Source organism: Asticcacaulis sp. AC466 (genome assembly GCF_000495815.1).
GTDB lineage: Bacteria > Pseudomonadota > Alphaproteobacteria > Caulobacterales > Caulobacteraceae > Asticcacaulis.
The window spans coordinates 45,862-63,139 of the sequence record NZ_AWGE01000021.1; the positions used below are offsets into that span (position 1 = coordinate 45,862).

A 17,278-nucleotide genomic window follows, 5' to 3' on the forward strand; every position below is an offset into this window, starting at 1 on the left:
TGCCTGCCTCGATTATTCGCGTGTCCCGCCGCACGTAGAGCGCCGATCTGACTATATCAGATCGGCGCTCTACGTGTTTGCTTCTACGCGCTTTTTCCATCCGAAATGTGCATCACGCTTTTTGGAAAACGCTCTGCATAAAAAGGAAGGCCGCATGGTTATGCGGCCTTCCCATCAAGGTAAACCCGTATCCGGTTTAGAACTTGTAACGAAGGCCCACGTCGTAGCGGGTATCGAGTTCTTGATACATGACAACATCGGTCGGCACGCGGATATATTGCACGACATGACCCTTGTTGATGTTCAGAGCTTCGAACGTCAGCATGAGGTTAGGCCTGATTTCATAGTTCAGAGTTGCATCCCACTGGCCGTAGGCCGCGACATAACGACCGCCGTTTTGCGATGCATTGGCCTGCGCCAGATACTTGTCGCGCCAGTTATAGACGATACGACCTTCGAAGCCGTACTTCTCGTAGATACCCGTAATGTTGTAGGTATTGCTGAGACCTTCCAGCGCGAACTGGTTGCTGCCGAGTGGATCGGCGGCGTCATTCAGGCTCACATCGCCATTGACTGTGGTGGCGCTTGCCGCGACACCGAAGCCGGTGTCACCAAAGAAGTGCTGCACAGCGAACTCGAAACCATCAATATTGGCCGTGTGGTTATTGATCGGTTGCGACAAGGTGAACGTCGCCAGAGGATCACTGCTGTTGCTGGCGACCTTCCAGTTCGGATTACCCCACAGGTAGACTGAAAGCGCATCCGTGTCGGCGGACACATGTCCGTCCGGAGCGGTTTTGGCGTTCCATTCAGCTATCGCCGTGGCGACATTCCCACCGGCCTGATCGATCAGGATCGTCATGGCAGACAGGTTATTGGTGTTGGTGGCGGCACCAAGGCCCTTAAGCGCGGTAGCTGCTGCGCCGGAACGCGTGCCCGCCTGGCCGGACGCCGGATCGGTTATGCCGAACAGGTTGGTCGTGGTCGTACCGTTACCAATGAAGTTCTGCACAGCCTTGCGATAGTAGCCCAGCGATACATAGTTGTTCTTACCGTAGTACCATTCCGCCGAGACGTCGAAGTTTTCCGAGACCAGCGGCTTCAGAGCCGGGTTACCGGACGAGGCCGTATAAATGCCGCCATTATAGCTGGCATCGCCTGGCGCGTTAACACCGGTCGTTGCGTACATGGAGCTGTATTGCGGACGCGCATTGGTCACCGAGAAGGACATACGACCGATGAAGCTGTCCGTAATGTTCATAGCCATGTCGAGGCTAGGCAACAGGTTGCTGTAGTGAGACTTAACACTATACGGCTGAACGTCAGAACCCTGAATGACAGAGAAGTTATTCTTTTGGTCCCAGCGCAGGCCGGTGGGGATGTTCTGATAGGCGGTAACCGTTACCTTGGTGTCTTCATAACGCACACCCGCCAAAATCTTCACGGGACGGGCCAGGAACTCGCCCTTCATGGAGAACTGCGCATAGGCTGCGGTGACCTGTTCTTCAACTTCGTTGTGATTGAAGCCGTTGAGCTTAGGCGTGTTTGCCTTGGCACCGCCTGAAGGCAGGACGTTCGCGAAGCCGGCGCTGCCGTAATATGCCTTCAGACCCGCGTAGGCGTCCACGGCGTTATAACGGTAGGCCGTTCCGTTGGCCGTATCCAGATCAACCGATTTGAACTGACAAGCCAGGCAGAAGGTCTTGATGTCGGACGTGCCATACTTCTGCAAATCGCCAGGGTTAAGGCCGCCCCAATCGCCGAACTGCGCCTGATAGCCGCTGAAGGTCGATTCATTGACATTCTTGTAGGCGTCAAGGCCGAAGCTCAGCCTGCTGTTGTCATCAACCGAATAGGTTGCGTCAAACTTCGCCTGCTGAATCTTGTCCGTTTGCTTTGAGAAGTACTGGTTGCTGTAGCCCGAAGCGAGCGAGGCGATGTCCTGCTTGCCAGTCACCGACTTGGTCGGATCGAGCGTGACATGCTGAACGGGTGCCGCCAGGCTGCCAAAAACGGTGGTGTTGGAGGCGACATAGGTCTGGGCCGAACTGACAGTTACCGAAGATGATCCGTCCGGGTTGTTGCCGCCCGAACTGGATTCAGACGTCGACAGATCGGCCGTCAGGGTCCAGTTGTCGGTCGGATGCCACTTCGCATTCACGCCCGTCGACTTGATAGTCGATTGCACGGCACGCAGTTGGTTTTCGTAACCCTGGTCCTTACCCGTAGGGATCGTGTCGGTGGCCGAAATGGCCGAACTGACGATCGGGTTACCGTCAAACGTGATCGCCTTGTAAGGGCTGCGCGAATACCAGTTGGTGAGCTCGGAGCGGGCTTCTTGTTGCTCTGTATGTGTATAGAAGCTGTTGGCCGTGATGGTCAGATCCTCTGTCGGATTCCAGCGCATGGTGACGGCAAGATTGGAGCGCTTCTGTTCATTTTCGGCATAGGTCAGACGGCTGTCTGTCGGCACCGCGATCAACTGATTCATGTCGGTCGGTGCGTTGGTGATATTTGCCGCCGTAGGCGCCTGGCCGGTTGTCAGCCATTTTGCATAGGTTTGAACATTCCAGGAATTGACCGTGTCTGAACGGGTTGAGCCTGTTTTTTCCTGATAGGAGCCAAAGAGGGCGACGCCGAAATTGCTGCTGTCATTGGTCCACTGATAGGCGCCGGAGATTTCAGGCGTGACGCTCTTTTTCTTGAGAACCGTCCCGAGACCCGGATTGTCCGTGCTCAACGCCTTGATGTTGAAGCTGCCCTTCTGGCCCGAATGGAGGAGCGGCTGCAGGGTAGCGACATTGATGGTGGCGCCGATACCGCCGGAATTGAGATCCGCGCGGCCGGTCTTGTAGACCTGAACGGCCGAAACACCATCCGATGCGATATTGCTGAAATCGAAGGCGCGGGTGTTGCCCTGGTTGCCGTCGGCGCCTTGGCCGCCGCCGATAACGCCGATGGTGCTGGCCGGCATGATGCGACCGTCAACCGTCGTCATGTTGTAACCCGGTCCGAAGCCGCGAACCGTGATTTGTTGGCCTTCTCCGTTAACGCGGTTGATAGACACGCCGGTCACGCGTTGCAGCGAATCGGCCAGGTTGGTGTCCGGATATTTGCCGACGTCTTCGGCCGAAATGCCATCAACGACGCCGTCCGCGTTCTTCTTGATATTCATCGAGCGTTGCAGCGAACCGCGGAGGCCCGTGACAACAACGACGGTCGAATCGTCGGCGGCCGGCGCGGCTGCGGGGGCATCCTGGGCGAAGGCTGGCGCGGCCAGCGTACACAAGGCCAGCGTGGATACGCCGCTCAAGAACGCCGCACGCACCAGTTTGCGGGCGGGTTTACGCGATACAGAATTAGACATGTAAGTTCTCCCAACGTGATTTTTTATAACACTCATCTGCTCTCCACCGCCCTGCCCGCAGATTGCGAACGCAGATGCACTAAAGTGACAGCTATCCACCGGCAGATACAGATCGCCAATAAGCGCGCCGCATCCGCCGGAATTCTATGTAATTTCGGGATTGAATCCCCTTATAAGCGTACTTCCCAACCGGAGGTAATGTGGCGCGCAACTCACGTGCGACCCGTCCTCTCAAATCAATTGAAGATACCGCTACCATGACAACGTTGTCCGATCCAGCGGAATTTGACGAGAAAATGTCAACGGTAAAACTTTGGTTGCGCGCGTTGCATTCCGGTCACAACTCACCGTACGCCCGACACCACCAAAGGACGACGGTGCGATGTATAGAGTTAAACAGAATTCCGGGAAGGAACCTCGCCGCGTAGGCCACAAGCTGTGACGGTTTCGTGCCAATCCAAAGCTTGTGGTCGGCCGCTTTGTTTGGAGAATTTCGGTCTCCGCGGCCGGATAGTGGCGCCAGACACAGGTCCCCCCTATCTTTAGATTGCCAAGCCTTGAATTGCCGGCATGGCGACCTTCACCTGATACAGGTCATGAATATGCCTCGAACTTCATCGCTCCATTCTCCAACCTCCTTCCTAGATCGCCTTGGTTTATCGGTGCCGTTGGTCCAGGCCCCGATGGCGGGCGTATCCACGCCTGAGTTGGCGGCCGCCGTATCGAACGCTGGCGCCTTAGGCTCGATCGCCGTGGGCGCCACAAACGCGGACGGTGCGCGCCTTATGATCGCGGAACTGAAATCGCGAACCGACAGGCCATTCAATGTCAACCTGTTCGTTCACCACACCCCAACACCTGATCCGGCACGGGAGGCCGCGTGGCTGGATTGGCTTGCGCCCCTGTTTGCAACGTTCGAAGCCGAACCACCAAAGGCCTTGCGGACGATCTACAAGAGTTTTGCCGATGACCCAGACATGCTGGCCATGCTCCTGGAAACCGCGCCGCCGGTCATAAGCTTCCATTTCGGTGTGCCGTCCGCCGATGCCATCGCCGCCCTGCGCGAGCGGGGAATTGTGCTTCTGGCCTCCGCGACCAGCCTGACCGAAGCGCGCGCGATAGAGGCGGCAGGCATAGATGTCATCGTGGCGCAAGGGATCGAAGCCGGCGGCCATCGCGGCATCTTCGACCCCGCTGAGCCCGACGACGCGCTGGGTATCATGGCATTGACCCGCCTGCTACTTCGCGAAACCCGCCTGCCGGTCATTGCATCGGGCGGTATAATGGATGGCGCAGGCATTGCGGCGGTACTCGACCTCGGGGCTGTGGCGGCGCAACTCGGCACCGCCTTCATCGCGTGCCCCGAATCAGCAGCGGATGAAGCCTACCGAATGGCCCTATTCGGACCAGGCGGCTATCATACCACACTGACAGCACTCATATCGGGACGGCCCGCGCGAGCGCTTGCCAACCGATTCACCGCGTTGGCGCGGACGGTTGGGGGCCGGATAGCGCCCGACTACCCCATCGCGTACGACGCCGGTAAAGCTTTGCACGCGGCCGCCAAGGCGCAAAATGAATACGGCTTCGGCGCCCAATGGGCAGGTCAGGGCGCACCGCTGGCTCGTCCTATGCCCGCAGCCAGATTGGTGGAAACACTGTGGTCCGAGCTTCAGGAATGCCGCAGGACGGGTTCGACTTCTGCACCTTCAGCCGGGCGTTAACCCACCCAAGACTCGCGCCACATGCGCCCTTAAATACGGCACAACCTCGGCTTCGAACCACGGATTCTTGCGCAACCATATGCCGTTGCGCGGTGAGGGATGCACCAAGGGCAGATACCCCTCAGCTACGTAATCGCGCCACGCGCAAACCGTATCGCCGAGCGTGGATTTGCGCTGATCGCCAAGATAGCGCGTCTGAGCATAGGTGCCAATCAATAGGGTCAGTTTTATATTCGGTAATTCGGCCAGCACACGATCATGCCACAAGGGCGCGCATTCCGGTCGCGGCGGGTTATCCCCGCCCTGTCCGCGCCCGGGATAGCAAAAGCCCATAGGCACGATGGCGAATTGCGTTGGATCGTAGAACTGATCCGGTGTTACGCCCAGCCAATCGCGCAGCCGTTTGCCGGACGCATCGTCCCATGGCGTCCCCGAGACATGGACCTTGGTTCCCGGCGCCTGGCCCACGATCAGGATACGCGCACGCGGGTCGGCGCGTACTACTGGACGGGGACCGAGCGGCAGATGCGTTGCGCACACCGTGCAGGCGGCAATGTCGTCGAAGAGGGTCAGGCGCCCGCGCTGTCGGCCGGGCGCATCAGCGACATGCCCATGTCCGAATCCATCCAGGTATCCTTGTCATGAACGATGGCCTGGGCCGGCATCATCTGGGTGGCCGTGGCCATGCCCGGCGCCTTGCGCACAGCCGTGCCAATCGCCATGAATTCAATTAACCCCTGCCCGATTTCGATAATATAGGTCTTTACGCCGACCACCTCTTCGGCGCCAATGGAGTCGGCCTCGGCCTTGAGGCGGTCAAGCGCGTGCTCGCGCGCGTCGTGGACCAGTGAGGTCAGTTCGCTGATCTCGCCCTTGGCGAACGCTTTAAGGGCCGAAAAAATGCCGCCAACCAGGCCCAACGAATAGATGGAGGTCGACATCAGAAGCTTCATGGGCGCGTAACCAAGCGACGCCATCGACCACAGCTCCTCACCCGTCAGGTCAGACGTGACGACGTGGTCGGGGTCGAGATGGGGGTGGCTGGCCGCCGTGCCGGTCATGACCATTTCATGCGTTCCCATCCAGGGCAGGATGGTGGTGCGAATACCGAGCACGGCGTTGGCGCCATCAGCCTTGGCGGCGGAAACAATGCGATCCAGCGCCTTGTGCCGGGTCTTGTTGAAAACGTCGGAATATTCCGAAATCTCGCCTCGGCCGATTTGCTTAAGTGCGCCGATAAAGCTACCGCCTATGCCCATCGAATAGGCGATGTTACCAAAGACATGCTGGATCGGCGTATAGCCGGCGTCCATATGGCAATAGAGTTCCTGGGCATTTCCGGCGGTCGTGAAGAACTTGCCGCCGCCGGTCTTGGCGAAGACGCAGGAGCCGACAAAGAGGAATTCAGTATTGCCGGAAAAGGCGCGCAGATCACCGGAGACGCCAGCCACGCCTGAGGCGCCATAGTTTTGCGCCTCCTTGGTCATCCGGGCGAAGGCGTGCATACGGCCATCCTGAATGGCGGCGGTCACCTGAGGAATCTCACCGCCCAGGATATTGTTCAGCCCAGCGCCAAGCGATCCCAGAAACCCCATGGAATTGACACTGTTGCCGACGACCAGTTCGCCGGCCGTGTAGCCTTTCAGCGCCATGCAATAGATTTCGTTACCCGACAAACCCGTGACCTTGGCCATGGCGGCGCTCCTTTGATGATCCGTTGTCGCGGACGTTTCGCCTCTTCGCCAACTTTGTCAATCTGCCTTCAGGGTCAATCTGCCGTCATGCCGACCATCGTCGCCCCTGATTGCGGGCCTACATAATGGCGCGTCGCTTTCCGCCGCGCCATTAGGATTCAAATGTTACAGCGAGGGCTTGAAGAGCGCCGATAAACGGAGAATCCGACGTCATACGCGCCGACGTCATACGCGTATGTCGGTTACGCATCGCGCTCCTGCGCCGGGTTGCGATCAGTGTAGTCTCTTTCCGACTCAGCTGTATATCCGCGTGGCTGGCGAGCCTGCTTATCACCATCACTACCAGCGGCATTATCGGACTGACCGTAATCGCGGCTTTCCCCGTTTGACGTACCGTAGCCATAATCGTCGTCACAAAAACGCGAATTGCCAAAAGTCCCACGATCGCGGTCACGTTCGCTACCGTTACGCTGCTCATTGCGCCAATCGTCATTTGGCCGCCAGGGGTGATCATCGACGGCCTGGGCGGTTTCTCGCCATCCGCCGTCCTGCCAGTCGTTGTTGTAACGATCGTCATCGCGGTTATCGGCGCGACCATTCGCTTGCCAGCCGTTCTGGCGGTCATTGTAGTCTTGGCGGTCATAGCGGCCGTGCCCGTCGTAACGGTCCTCGCTCTCGGGCGCCGCTTGGGTGTTCTGAGTATCGATCTCGTCCTGTCCGGGCGATGCTACACTTTCGTCTTGGGCGATTTGCGAAGATTTGGTAGTTGGCATCATATCTCCTTCGCGCCCGGCGGCAGCGTTGTCTTTGAAATGCACCCCGACAGACACGCCAATGCACTGAAAAACGTCATTTTTTCACGATCTAGTGGCCTTATTCTACGCGCCCGTCCGTAAGGTTATCATGCCAATCCCACGGGTCCGGGTAAAAGTTCCATAAGGTCATTTTGCTCTGGATTTCGGATGCCTTCGTGTTATTACTCAGACAATTATTACCGGAGGATACTATGACATTTACGCCCGACCGCCGCGGCCTGCTGGCCGGTTTGTCCGCCCTGCCGCTGGCTACGGCTGCTGTTGCAGCGCCGAAAAAAGTGACATCCAAGACGCCATTACTGGCGGCAACGCCACCGATGGGCTGGAATAGCTGGAATAGTTTTGCGACCACAATCAATGAAGAGCAGGCGCTCGAAACGGCCCATATCATGGCCGAAAAGCTGCTGCCGCACGGGTACAATATTTTCACCATCGACATCCAGTGGTATGAACCGGGGGCTAAAGGATACGGCTACGCTGAAAAGCCCGTCCCCGTCATGGACGATTACGGCCGCCTGCTGCCTGCGCCGAACCGGTTTCCCTCGGCGGCCAAGGGCGGCTTTACCCAGATCGCCGCGCAGGTTCACGCCCTGGGACTTAAATTCGGCATCCATCTCATGCGCGGAATTCCGCGTCTGGCGGTCGAACGCAACCTGCCGATATTGGGCACGAAGGTCCACGCGCGCGACATCGCCGATACACACAGGACCTGCACCTGGAATCCGGACATGTACGGTGTCGACATGACCAAACCGGGTGCTCAGGCCTATTATGACAGCGTGTTCGCCCTCTACGCATCTTGGGGCGTCGACTTCGTCAAGATGGACGATATGAGCCGACCTTACGACGCGAACGCGCCGGAAATCGAAGCCGCCCATGCCGCCATCGTCAAGACTGGCCGGCCTATGATCCTGAGTCTGTCACCTGGGGAAACACCGGTGCCGCGCGCCGACCATGTCCGAAAATATGCGCAGATGTGGCGGATCAGCGACGATTTCTGGGACGAATGGCCGCTGCTCCTGAGCCAATTCACACGTCTGGAAAACTGGAACGAGCATCGCACGGCCGGGGCATGGCCAGACGCCGACATGCTTCCGCTCGGCCGACTGGCTATGGGACAACGCGACAGCAAATTCACGCCCGCAGAACAGAAGACCCTTATGACGCTATGGTCCATTGCCCGTTCGCCCCTGATCATGGGCGGCGACCTGCGCCATCTCGACGGCGCCACGCTCGATCTGCTGACCAATGACGAAGTGTTGGCGGTTAATCAGAACAGCCGTGGCAACCAGCCGCACTTCCTGGCTGACGGTTGCCACTTCTGGACAGCACTGGCAAACAATGGCGACCACTACCTTGCCATGTTCAACACGTCTGACGGCCCGGCCCCCAGCGAAATCGGCTTCGACCTCAAGCGTATAGGCCGAACCTCGGCGCGCGTACGCGACCTGTGGACCCACCAGAACCTGGGTGTCGTCAACGGCCGGGTATCGGCTACGGTTCCGCCGCATGGCGCCGTCCTTTACCGGCTGAGCTAGCGGACAGATGCGCTTTGTAGTAAGCTGACGCAACGTGAGTAGCCCAATGTTCGATGTCATCCACCGCTATCAGTTCGAGGATTTCGTCACCGACACCCATCGGGCGACGGCGGATGAGGAATTGTTCGCGCTGCTGAAACGCGCCGTAGCCCAGCATGGCTACGATCGCATCAGCCTCTGGGTCATAGATGATCCGGACCTGCCGCAACGCGTCCATGGCCGCGGGGTTCTGCATAATTTTCCGGAAGAGCTGCGGACCTATTACAAGGAAAATGCGTGTGATCGGTACGACCCGATCATGCTTGCCCTTCGCACCCGCACGACCAGCCTGGACTGGGAAGCACACGAAAGGCGGTCGGATTACAAGCCGGTTCAGACCCGGCTCTACGACGTGGCGAGGTCTGGCGGACTTCATAATGGCATCTCGACACCTATGTGGGGCCGTAGCGGACTGGTGGCCAGTCTTGGTCTTGCCTCAACGGAGCGGCGCGATGCCACCTACGCCAATCCCGATCTGATCGCCGCCGTGACGGCCCAGTTTTACCTTAGCTACAAGCGCCTGAATGCGCACCCTCAGCCCCAGTCTCAGCCCCAGTCTCAGGGCCAGTCTCAGGGCCAGTCTCCGGGCCAGGGCATCACGCCGAAGCAGGCCGAGATCCTGAGTTGGGTCGCTGCCGGCAAGACCGACCAGGAAATTGCCGACATCCTATGCATCAGTCGCAACACCGTGGATACCCATATGCGGCAAATTTTCGCCCGGCTGGGCGCCCATAGCCGCGTGACGGCCGTGGTGCGCGGCATCGCGGAAGGCGTTATTCGTCCCTGAAATTCGTCCCTGAAACGCCGTCGCGAGCGCTTTTCCACATCTTGCGGACGGGGGTCACGAATTCTCGTGATGGCGCGTTTTCTTTCGATATGCTTGGTTGGTGCCGCTGTGTGAAGGCTGGCAGAGGTGCATATGACAGATAAAATCAAGGCACAATCAGATACTCTGACCGCTACGCGCAGTCATGACGACGCCGTGATGGAGGTTTTGAGCCGGCTTGACACCTTGCGCGGAATTGCTGCGGAAACCGGCGATCAGCTTCTGGCAGACGGCCTTAACGACGTCTTCGACAGTTTCCTGACCCGCTACTGTGACTCCCGGCATGCCGCGCTCGACGCTCGGATGCACCGGAATTACCACAGCACAAAAACCGTCATGCATTAGTGATTGCAACCTGTCCTGAATTTGATCTCTTCAGGACATGTGCCGGGGGGCGCGGGGGCACGGATTGTTCGCACGTTCGGGAGGGAGACCCGATGTGCGGACAATTCGCGTATCTTTTCCGTATATCGGAATAGCGCGTTTAATTACAAGACTGGCAAACGGTAACATGCTAACACACAATCCAACTCTGGTTATGTCAGCGCATGTTCGATTCGGTCAACCGCTACCTCTTCGAGGATTTTGTCACGGATACGGCTCATGCTCGTGATGGAGAAGAGTTGTTCGGGTTTCTGCGGAAGGGTTTGGCCCAGTACGGCTATGAACGGATCGTATTTATCGTTCGCCATGACGCCGAATTGCCGCCCGAACTGAGTGGGCACGTCGTTTTTCATTCCTATCCGGAAGACTGGGTGAAATACTACTCTGAAAATGACTGCGCCGTCTACGACCCCGTCATGCGCGCCGGCATCATACGCGATAGGCCGTTTACCTGGCAAAGCCTTGAACAAACAACGACCTACACCGCAAAACAGACCCGTTTCATGCGCCTGGCCGAGGAGGCCGGCCTGAATAACGGGGTAGGCATCCCCATTCGCGGCGCTGCTTCGGCCATAGCGGGGGTGGGTTTGGCATCCTCGGAGCAGCGCTACGCCACACGCCCGCATCTGGACATGCTGAACGCCCTTTGCCACCAATTCTACACCGTATTCAAAAGGATGAACGGCCGTCCGGACCGACCCCAGCCCCACTTGTCACCGAAGGAGCGCGAAATCCTGACATGGGTCGCCGCCGGCAAGACGGATGATGAGATCGGCCTGATTTTGAGCATCAGCCGTAATACCGTGGACACGCACATGCGCGCGGTATTCCGCAAATTGAATGCCGTCAATCGGGTCACGGCGGTTGTCGTCGGATTAACGAACGGCCATATCAGTCTGTGACTTCCCGGTTCAGAGTAAAGGACATGCCATGTGCGGCCATTTCGAAGCCCTGCTCTATCTCAGCTTCCTTAAGAATACGCTGGGAATGACCGCCCTCCCCGACGACATGGAAAGCGCCGAAACCGCCCGCATCGCGCCGACCGTCGGCGCACCAATAGTGGTCCAGAACCCGGAAACCTGGGAGCTGGAGATCATCCCTGCCCGGTTCGGTCTCATTCCGCACTGGTACCGGGGGACGCTGAAGGACTGGAAGGGCACCACCTTCAATGCACGCCTGGACACCATCGCGCAAAAGCCGGCGTTCAAAGGGCCCTGGCTTTACCGTCACGCTTTGGTGCCCGCGCATTGTTTCTATGAATGGTCAGGGCCCAAAACGGCGCGGGAAAAATGGCGCATCGCCCGCGGCGATAACCAGCCCCTGGCCTTCGCCGGCGTATGGGATTGCGCCAGCCTGGCCGAAGGCGACATATGGAGCTTCGCCATTATTACCAGGGACGCCGGCGACGACATGCGCACCATCCGTGACCGCGAACCGGTGGTCCTGCATCCCGAACAATGGGAGGATTGGTTGCGTAACCGCCCCGTGGACCTGACCCGGCCCGCGCCGTTGCAGGTCATGGCGGCGTAAAGCTACATCTCGCCGAAAAATTCCCGCTGGGATCGTTCCAGTTCTTCGACGTAGCGCCGGTTGACGTATTTTTCCGTCAACAGGCCCAAAAGTTTGTGATTTTCGTCGACCACGGCCAGGTCATCGACGCCGAAATGCTCAAATACCCGCATGATGGCGGAAATATCCATATCCGGGCGAACATAGACCTCGCTTTGGCGGGCCAGGGCGCTGAGTGGCGTCACCATGTCCTGTGTCTCAATCCACGCCTCCGCCGTCGGCACCATGCCACGATACTCGTGATCATCATTGACCAGCAGAACGCGGGAGGTTGCACCGAGCGGCACCTGTTCACGCAAGGCAGCGATGCTTGTATTCTCGTTCAGGATCGTATGGGTCTTGCGCATCAGATTGGCGGCAGTCAGGGATTTGACCCAACCGATATCGCGGGCATTGCGCACGGTTTCGCCGCGCAGGTGCAGGCGCCAGGTCGAAAAAGAATAGCCAAAGCGTTCGCGGATGATCGCGCTCGAACACAAGGCTGCCGTGACGACGGCCGCAGTCAGGTTAAAGTCGTGGGTGACTTCGAGCACCATGAGCGACATGGTCATCGGCCCGCCGACAACGGCGACCGCCAGGGCTGCCATGCCAACCAGAGACGCGTTGAGAATATCGAGATTGGCTGGCGGATAGATCTGGTTGACGATCTGGGCGAAGGCGGAACCGAGCAATGACCCCAGGAACAGCGAGGCGAAGAACAGACCGCCGCGAAAGCCAAAGGCCAGAGATATAACCGAAGCGCAGAGCTTGAGCGCGAAAACGATCAAAAGGGTAACAACCAAAGCCTGCTGAGCCATATAGAGATGCATGGCGCCATGACCGGAACTCAGGGCCTGCGGGGCGGCCCAAGCGACAGGTATAAGGAAGAAGCCGCCGAGAAGCGGGCGCCAGACATCACCAACCGGCAGTTTGCGCACGACCGCCTCGACGCTGGCCACCAGACGGATAATGGCAATTCCGACGCCCGCGCAGATCGCCCCCAGAAGGGCGTAGAGAAGATAGCCGGCGATCTCGATCGTCTGGCCGGCGGTCGACGCGATGACGAACGGCTCGATGTTCATCAGTTGCGCCGCCAGCACGGCCATCAGCGACGCCGCAGCGACTGGCGCCAGGGTGGCCGGCGTATAGCCGCCCAGCACCAGCTCAAAGGCGTAGAAGCTGCCGGCCAGGGGCGCGCCGAACGCTGCACCGATGGCGGACCCTGCGCCTGCGCCGACCAGGGTGCGCAGGGATTGCCGCTTGAGGTCCAGCCACTGACCGACCTTCGAAGCAAAGCCGCCGCCCAACTGGGCATAGGCCGCTTCAAGTCCGACCGAAGCGCCGAAACCGTTCGACAGGAAGGTCTGGAAAGACACCATCAGGCTGTCGCGCAATGGGATACGACCACCGTACAGCGCATTGGCTTCGACCACATCGATAGGCGCGCGGGTTCTGCGTGGAAAGATTATCCGCACGGCACCCAGCACCGCGCCGCCGATCGGCAGGGCGACCAGATGCCAGGGCTCGATCTTCGGCAAGGCGCTGAGACGCAGGTCGGGGGAAAAACCGTAAAGCAGCGCCTGAAGGGCATGGGCGAAATGGCCAAGCAAGGCCGCCATGATACCGGACACCAACCCTACGCCCGACGCGAGGACAATGAACCAGACCTCGGACCCTTGCAGGTAGCGCTTGATCATGGCAACGCCGCGCAATACCGGACGCTTTACGACTTTTCCCAGGATGACATCGCCCAGTTGAGCGTTCGGCAATTGCATGACGGCTCCGGATTCTGCCCTAAGCTTAGGCGCAGACTACCGGCTTGTGAAGGAAATTCGCCGCCCGGGCGCGTTATTCGTCCCGTCCAAAAATACCGCGAGGATTCGGAGTCACGCAAGCCCTTACGCCAGCGCCATGGTCAGCCATCCGATAGCCGCATACTCAGTTCTGCTTTCCAATTCTGCTTTCCAATTCTGGCCTCAGTTCTCGGCCGCAGCGGCCGCGAACAGGATGTGCAAGGCCTTTTTGGCAAGATCGAACACGGTGAGGTCGCGCTGCATCTGGGCTGTCAGCGCCGTGCCCTGGAACAGGAGATTTATCTGGCGCCCCGTGTCCTCCGGCCGCGTGAGACCCGCCCTCCGGCACAGGTCGATGAACTTGTCTTCCACGTAGAGTGAGGCGCTCTTGCCGCGCGCGACGATGCCTTCGTGTTTGCCGATATATTCCTGACCGGCCTTCATGGCCAGGCAGCCCTGATAATCCTTTTGCGCCATGAGGTCGCGGCGAACGTCGAATACCGCCTCTATCTGGCGGCGTGGATCGTCGCTACGCGCCATGGCCGGGGCGAACAGTTGCGATTCCGTGTCGCAGCCATATTGATCGAGCACGGCTTCGATCAGGTCTTCCTTGCTGGGAAAGTACTTGTAAAGCGTGCGCTTCGAAATGCCGGTATCGGCCATGACCGTGTCTATGCCCGTCGCGTGGAAGCCACCGTCATAGAAGCGCCGATAGGCCTGATCAATGATCTCCTGCCGTTTGTTCGGCGCGGCGCGCGTGTCAGCCATGACGTCCCTCATCGCATCGTATCGAGTGTGCAAACTCCAAAAAATTCATAGCACAGGTGCTTGACAATGTAAACCGATCTGTTTACCTACAGCGATGTAAACCGATCTGTTTACATAAACGCGCCGCCGCTACCGACGGCAGTCAAGGAGCCACACCATGTCCTATGCCAATCAAACCGTTCTCGTTTCCGGCGCCAATCGCGGTATCGGCGCCGCCACCGTACGCGAACTACTGAAAACCGATGTGAAGAAAATCTATGCCGGCGCCCGTCGTACCGACACCCTGCCCGATTTCGGCGATGCCCGTGTCGTGCCGTTGCAACTCGACATAACCGATCAGACCTCGGTCGACGCCGCCGCAAAGCTGGCCCCCGACACCGATATTCTGCTCAACAATGCCGGCACGGCCGTGTTCGCAAACTTCATCGAAAGCCCGATCGAACTGATCGCCGGCGATATGAATGTCAACTATTACGGCACCTTACGCATCATCCGCGCCTTTACACCGGCCTTCACGGCCCGCGGGTCAGGGACGATTGCCAATGTCATCAGCGTGGTCGGCCTGACCTCAGCCCCCGGCCTGGCCGGGTATTCGGCATCGAAGGCGGCGCTGCAATCCCTGACACAGACCCTGCGCGCGACGTTGAAAGGGTCTGGAATACAGGTGCTTGGCATATACCCCGGGCCGATCGATACCGAGTTGGCCAAAGATATTCCGATGGACAAGACCTCTCCGGAGCATTGCGCCAGCGAAATCGTCAAGGGCATTGCCGCAGGACAAACCTATATCTTCCCCGATCCGGTCGCCCTGCATATCGGCCAGTTGTGGGCCAGCGACGGCAAGACACTCGACACGGCCCTGGCCGGCGAAGGTTAGGCTCTGCGCAAAACGCGTATAAAGAGATTGGTTATGTAAAAAAGGCGGGACCGGGTCCCGCCTTTTGACTTGTGTCAGAAGAAAACCGGTGGCGGTCGTGTGATATGGTCCATATTCCGGCTGACCTGAAGCAGGGTTCGCGTTTCACCGTGCAACCGCATCGCCGTCAGGACGCCGGTATAGTAGACCCCGGTGTCGATGCCGATGCGCCACCGGGCATTGACGGGTTCCCTGTGCGGCGAATGCCCGTGGACCACGACATAGTCGCAGGACTGTTCGGCGCGCAGGAACCGCCCGCGAATGTACATGAAGATTTCGCTGTCCTGCTCGGCCAACGGTCGGTCCGGGTCCACGCCGGCGTGAACGAACAGATAGTCATCCGCCTGAAACGATGCCGGCATTTGCCGTAGCATAGCCAGATGTGCCGGATCGAAGGCGGCGGCGAAGTCGCGGCTGACCTGCGACCAGATATCCTCTGACCCCGCCATGAACGGCATGGCGACGCCATAGGATTCGAGCGTCGCAGCACCTCCCCAGTCACGCCAGGTTTCGCCGAACTCCGGCTCTTCGAGAAAGCGCAGCAGGGCGTCTTCGTGATTGCCCATCAGTGCGATCAGGTCGCACCACCCTGCCGACTGCAAAAGCCGGACCCGTTCCAGCACCTGTCGCGACGATGGCCCGCGATCGACATAATCCCCGAGCAGGACGATGCGCGGACGTTCGCCCAAGGCTTCGGCATCCGCGCGGATGCGATCGAGCATGGCTTCGAACAGGTCGTCATACCCGTGGATATCGCCGATGGCGTAGGTCAGTTGCGAAATCCGGGAGGTCATGTCGCCTATATAGACGCCTCACCTGACAATTCAAATCCTACCTGAAAAAAAGTCATAACAAGGTCTTCATCGCCTGATCGAGAGGGGTGCGCGGTAGCGGCCCGATAAGCTGGGCGAGGCCTTTCTGCGCCCCCTCCCCGCAATCCACCAAGCCATGCGGCACGTCCCAGAGGTAAAGCATTTCCAGGGCTGCCTTCATGAAGGGGTTGAACAGGGCGATAAGCGAGAACATGAAACGGGGCATGTGTTTAACCGAAACCTTGCGCCCCAGAGCCAGTTCCCCCGCTTCGGCGAGTGCCCTGGCCGAGACGTTGTGGTTCTCGAAATGAAAGACCTCATAGGCGCCGAGCGAGGCTTCGATTTCGGCCAGCCGCACCACAACCGCCGCCAAGTCGGGCAGATAGGCCCAGGCGTGCAGCGTCTTTTTCTTGCCCGGCGTCACGATCTTACCCCGGCCAAGCTCCTTGGCCACCAGGGCATTCATCCAGCTTTGTGACGCCCCGGCGCCAAAAAAATCGCCCGCCCGGACCAGGATCGTGCGCAGACGGCCCGCTTCGGCGCGCTGCCGGAACAGGTCTTCGATAGAGACGCGAATACGGCCTTTCAGGGTATCGGCCGCGAACGGCGTCTGGGGTGTCAGGGCGCGCGGCATACGACTGCCGAAATTATAAACACTGCCGGGGTAGATCTGGCGGGCGTTCAACGCTTCGCAAATGTCGGCCGCCGCCGTGTAGGTCGCAAGGGCCTGCGTGTCCCATACCGGATATGGCACGTTGAGGCCGTTGAAGACCAGATCGACATGACCTGCTTCGCGAACGACCGCCGCCGCATCGAACAGGTCGGCATATATGGGGACGATCCCATCGGCCACCGTCTTACCCGCGCGCACCAGGCCGAGGACCCGCCATCCTGCACCGAGAAAGGCCTTAGTCACCGCCTTGCCGACGCCGCCATTGGCGCCCAGAACCAGAACCGTTTTCATCTTGCCATCTCCATTGATTGACAGGATGACTTTATTCTAGTTGATTGCGCATATAAATTGCCATAAATTTGATCTTTAATATTCATATTT

Annotated in this window: 15 protein-coding genes; 7 read left to right on the forward strand and 8 right to left on the reverse strand. The window is 59.0% G+C overall.

The window, feature by feature from the left end; translation table 11 throughout:
• Positions 1–196: 196 nt before the first annotated feature.
• Complete coding sequence (locus tag AEAC466_RS40640) at positions 197–3,367, reverse strand: TonB-dependent receptor (protein ID WP_023459708.1); 3,171 nt, start codon at positions 3,365–3,367, stop codon at positions 197–199.
• A gap of 602 nt (positions 3,368–3,969) precedes the next feature.
• On the opposite strand from AEAC466_RS40640, the gene AEAC466_RS40645 reads away from it, so the two are divergent.
• Complete coding sequence (locus AEAC466_RS40645) at positions 3,970–5,091, forward strand: NAD(P)H-dependent flavin oxidoreductase (RefSeq protein ID WP_052025189.1); 1,122 nt, start codon at positions 3,970–3,972, stop codon at positions 5,089–5,091.
• On the opposite strand, the gene AEAC466_RS40650 is transcribed toward AEAC466_RS40645, so the two are convergent.
• The 3 genes from AEAC466_RS40650 to AEAC466_RS40660 form a co-directional block, all read right to left on the reverse strand.
• Positions 5,077–5,631 (reverse strand): uracil-DNA glycosylase family protein, encoded by a 555-nt coding sequence (locus tag AEAC466_RS40650; protein ID WP_235074343.1) that lies wholly within the window; start codon positions 5,629–5,631, stop codon positions 5,077–5,079. The two genes, AEAC466_RS40645 and AEAC466_RS40650, sit on opposite strands and share 15 nt — an antisense overlap.
• A gap of 29 nt (positions 5,632–5,660) precedes the next feature.
• Entirely contained in the window at positions 5,661–6,785 is a 1,125-nt protein-coding gene (locus AEAC466_RS40655) for a heavy metal-binding domain-containing protein (protein WP_023459711.1), read from the reverse strand.
• Between the two features lie 242 nt (positions 6,786–7,027).
• Entirely contained in the window at positions 7,028–7,561 is a 534-nt protein-coding gene (locus AEAC466_RS40660; RefSeq protein WP_162148974.1) for a hypothetical protein, read from the reverse strand.
• Positions 7,562–7,791: 230 nt separating this feature from the next.
• Between AEAC466_RS40660 and AEAC466_RS40665 the strand changes: the two genes are divergently transcribed.
• The 5 genes from AEAC466_RS40665 (at position 7,792) to AEAC466_RS40680 (ending at position 11,917) form a co-directional block, all read left to right on the forward strand.
• Positions 7,792–9,138 (forward strand): glycoside hydrolase family 27 protein, encoded by a 1,347-nt coding sequence (locus AEAC466_RS40665; RefSeq protein WP_023459713.1) that lies wholly within the window; start codon positions 7,792–7,794, stop codon positions 9,136–9,138.
• 46 nt (positions 9,139–9,184) lie between these two features.
• Positions 9,185–9,964, forward strand: coding sequence for a LuxR family transcriptional regulator (locus tag AEAC466_RS43960; RefSeq protein ID WP_023459714.1), 780 nt, complete (start codon positions 9,185–9,187; stop codon positions 9,962–9,964).
• Positions 9,965–10,096: 132 nt separating this feature from the next.
• Complete coding sequence (locus AEAC466_RS44645) at positions 10,097–10,348, forward strand: hypothetical protein (protein WP_155913817.1); 252 nt, start codon at positions 10,097–10,099, stop codon at positions 10,346–10,348.
• 203 nt (positions 10,349–10,551) lie between these two features.
• On the forward strand, positions 10,552–11,289 hold the full coding sequence (locus AEAC466_RS40675) for a LuxR family transcriptional regulator (RefSeq protein ID WP_023459716.1): 738 nt from the start codon (positions 10,552–10,554) through the stop codon (positions 11,287–11,289).
• 28 nt (positions 11,290–11,317) lie between these two features.
• Complete coding sequence (locus AEAC466_RS40680; protein ID WP_023459717.1) at positions 11,318–11,917, forward strand: SOS response-associated peptidase; 600 nt, start codon at positions 11,318–11,320, stop codon at positions 11,915–11,917.
• Positions 11,918–11,919: 2 nt separating this feature from the next.
• Here AEAC466_RS40680 and AEAC466_RS40685 read toward each other — a convergent pair whose 3' ends face one another.
• Positions 11,920–13,710: a chloride channel protein gene (locus AEAC466_RS40685; protein ID WP_023459718.1), complete on the reverse strand. Its 1,791-nt coding sequence runs from the start codon at positions 13,708–13,710 to the stop codon at positions 11,920–11,922.
• A 201-nt stretch (positions 13,711–13,911) separates the two neighbouring features.
• On the reverse strand, positions 13,912–14,496 hold the full coding sequence (locus AEAC466_RS40690; RefSeq protein WP_023459719.1) for a TetR/AcrR family transcriptional regulator: 585 nt from the start codon (positions 14,494–14,496) through the stop codon (positions 13,912–13,914).
• Positions 14,497–14,653: 157 nt separating this feature from the next.
• Between AEAC466_RS40690 and AEAC466_RS40695 the strand changes: the two genes are divergently transcribed.
• The gene (locus AEAC466_RS40695; protein ID WP_023459720.1) at positions 14,654–15,373 is read left to right on the forward strand and encodes an SDR family oxidoreductase; all 720 of its coding nucleotides are present in this window, start codon (positions 14,654–14,656) and stop codon (positions 15,371–15,373) included.
• A gap of 74 nt (positions 15,374–15,447) precedes the next feature.
• Here the strand turns inward: AEAC466_RS40695 and AEAC466_RS40700 are convergent, their stop codons facing one another.
• Complete coding sequence (locus AEAC466_RS40700) at positions 15,448–16,206, reverse strand: metallophosphoesterase family protein (RefSeq protein WP_023459721.1); 759 nt, start codon at positions 16,204–16,206, stop codon at positions 15,448–15,450.
• Positions 16,207–16,258: 52 nt separating this feature from the next.
• Positions 16,259–17,188 (reverse strand): NAD-dependent epimerase/dehydratase family protein, encoded by a 930-nt coding sequence (locus tag AEAC466_RS40705; RefSeq protein ID WP_023459722.1) that lies wholly within the window; start codon positions 17,186–17,188, stop codon positions 16,259–16,261.
• Positions 17,189–17,278 lie beyond the last annotated feature (90 nt).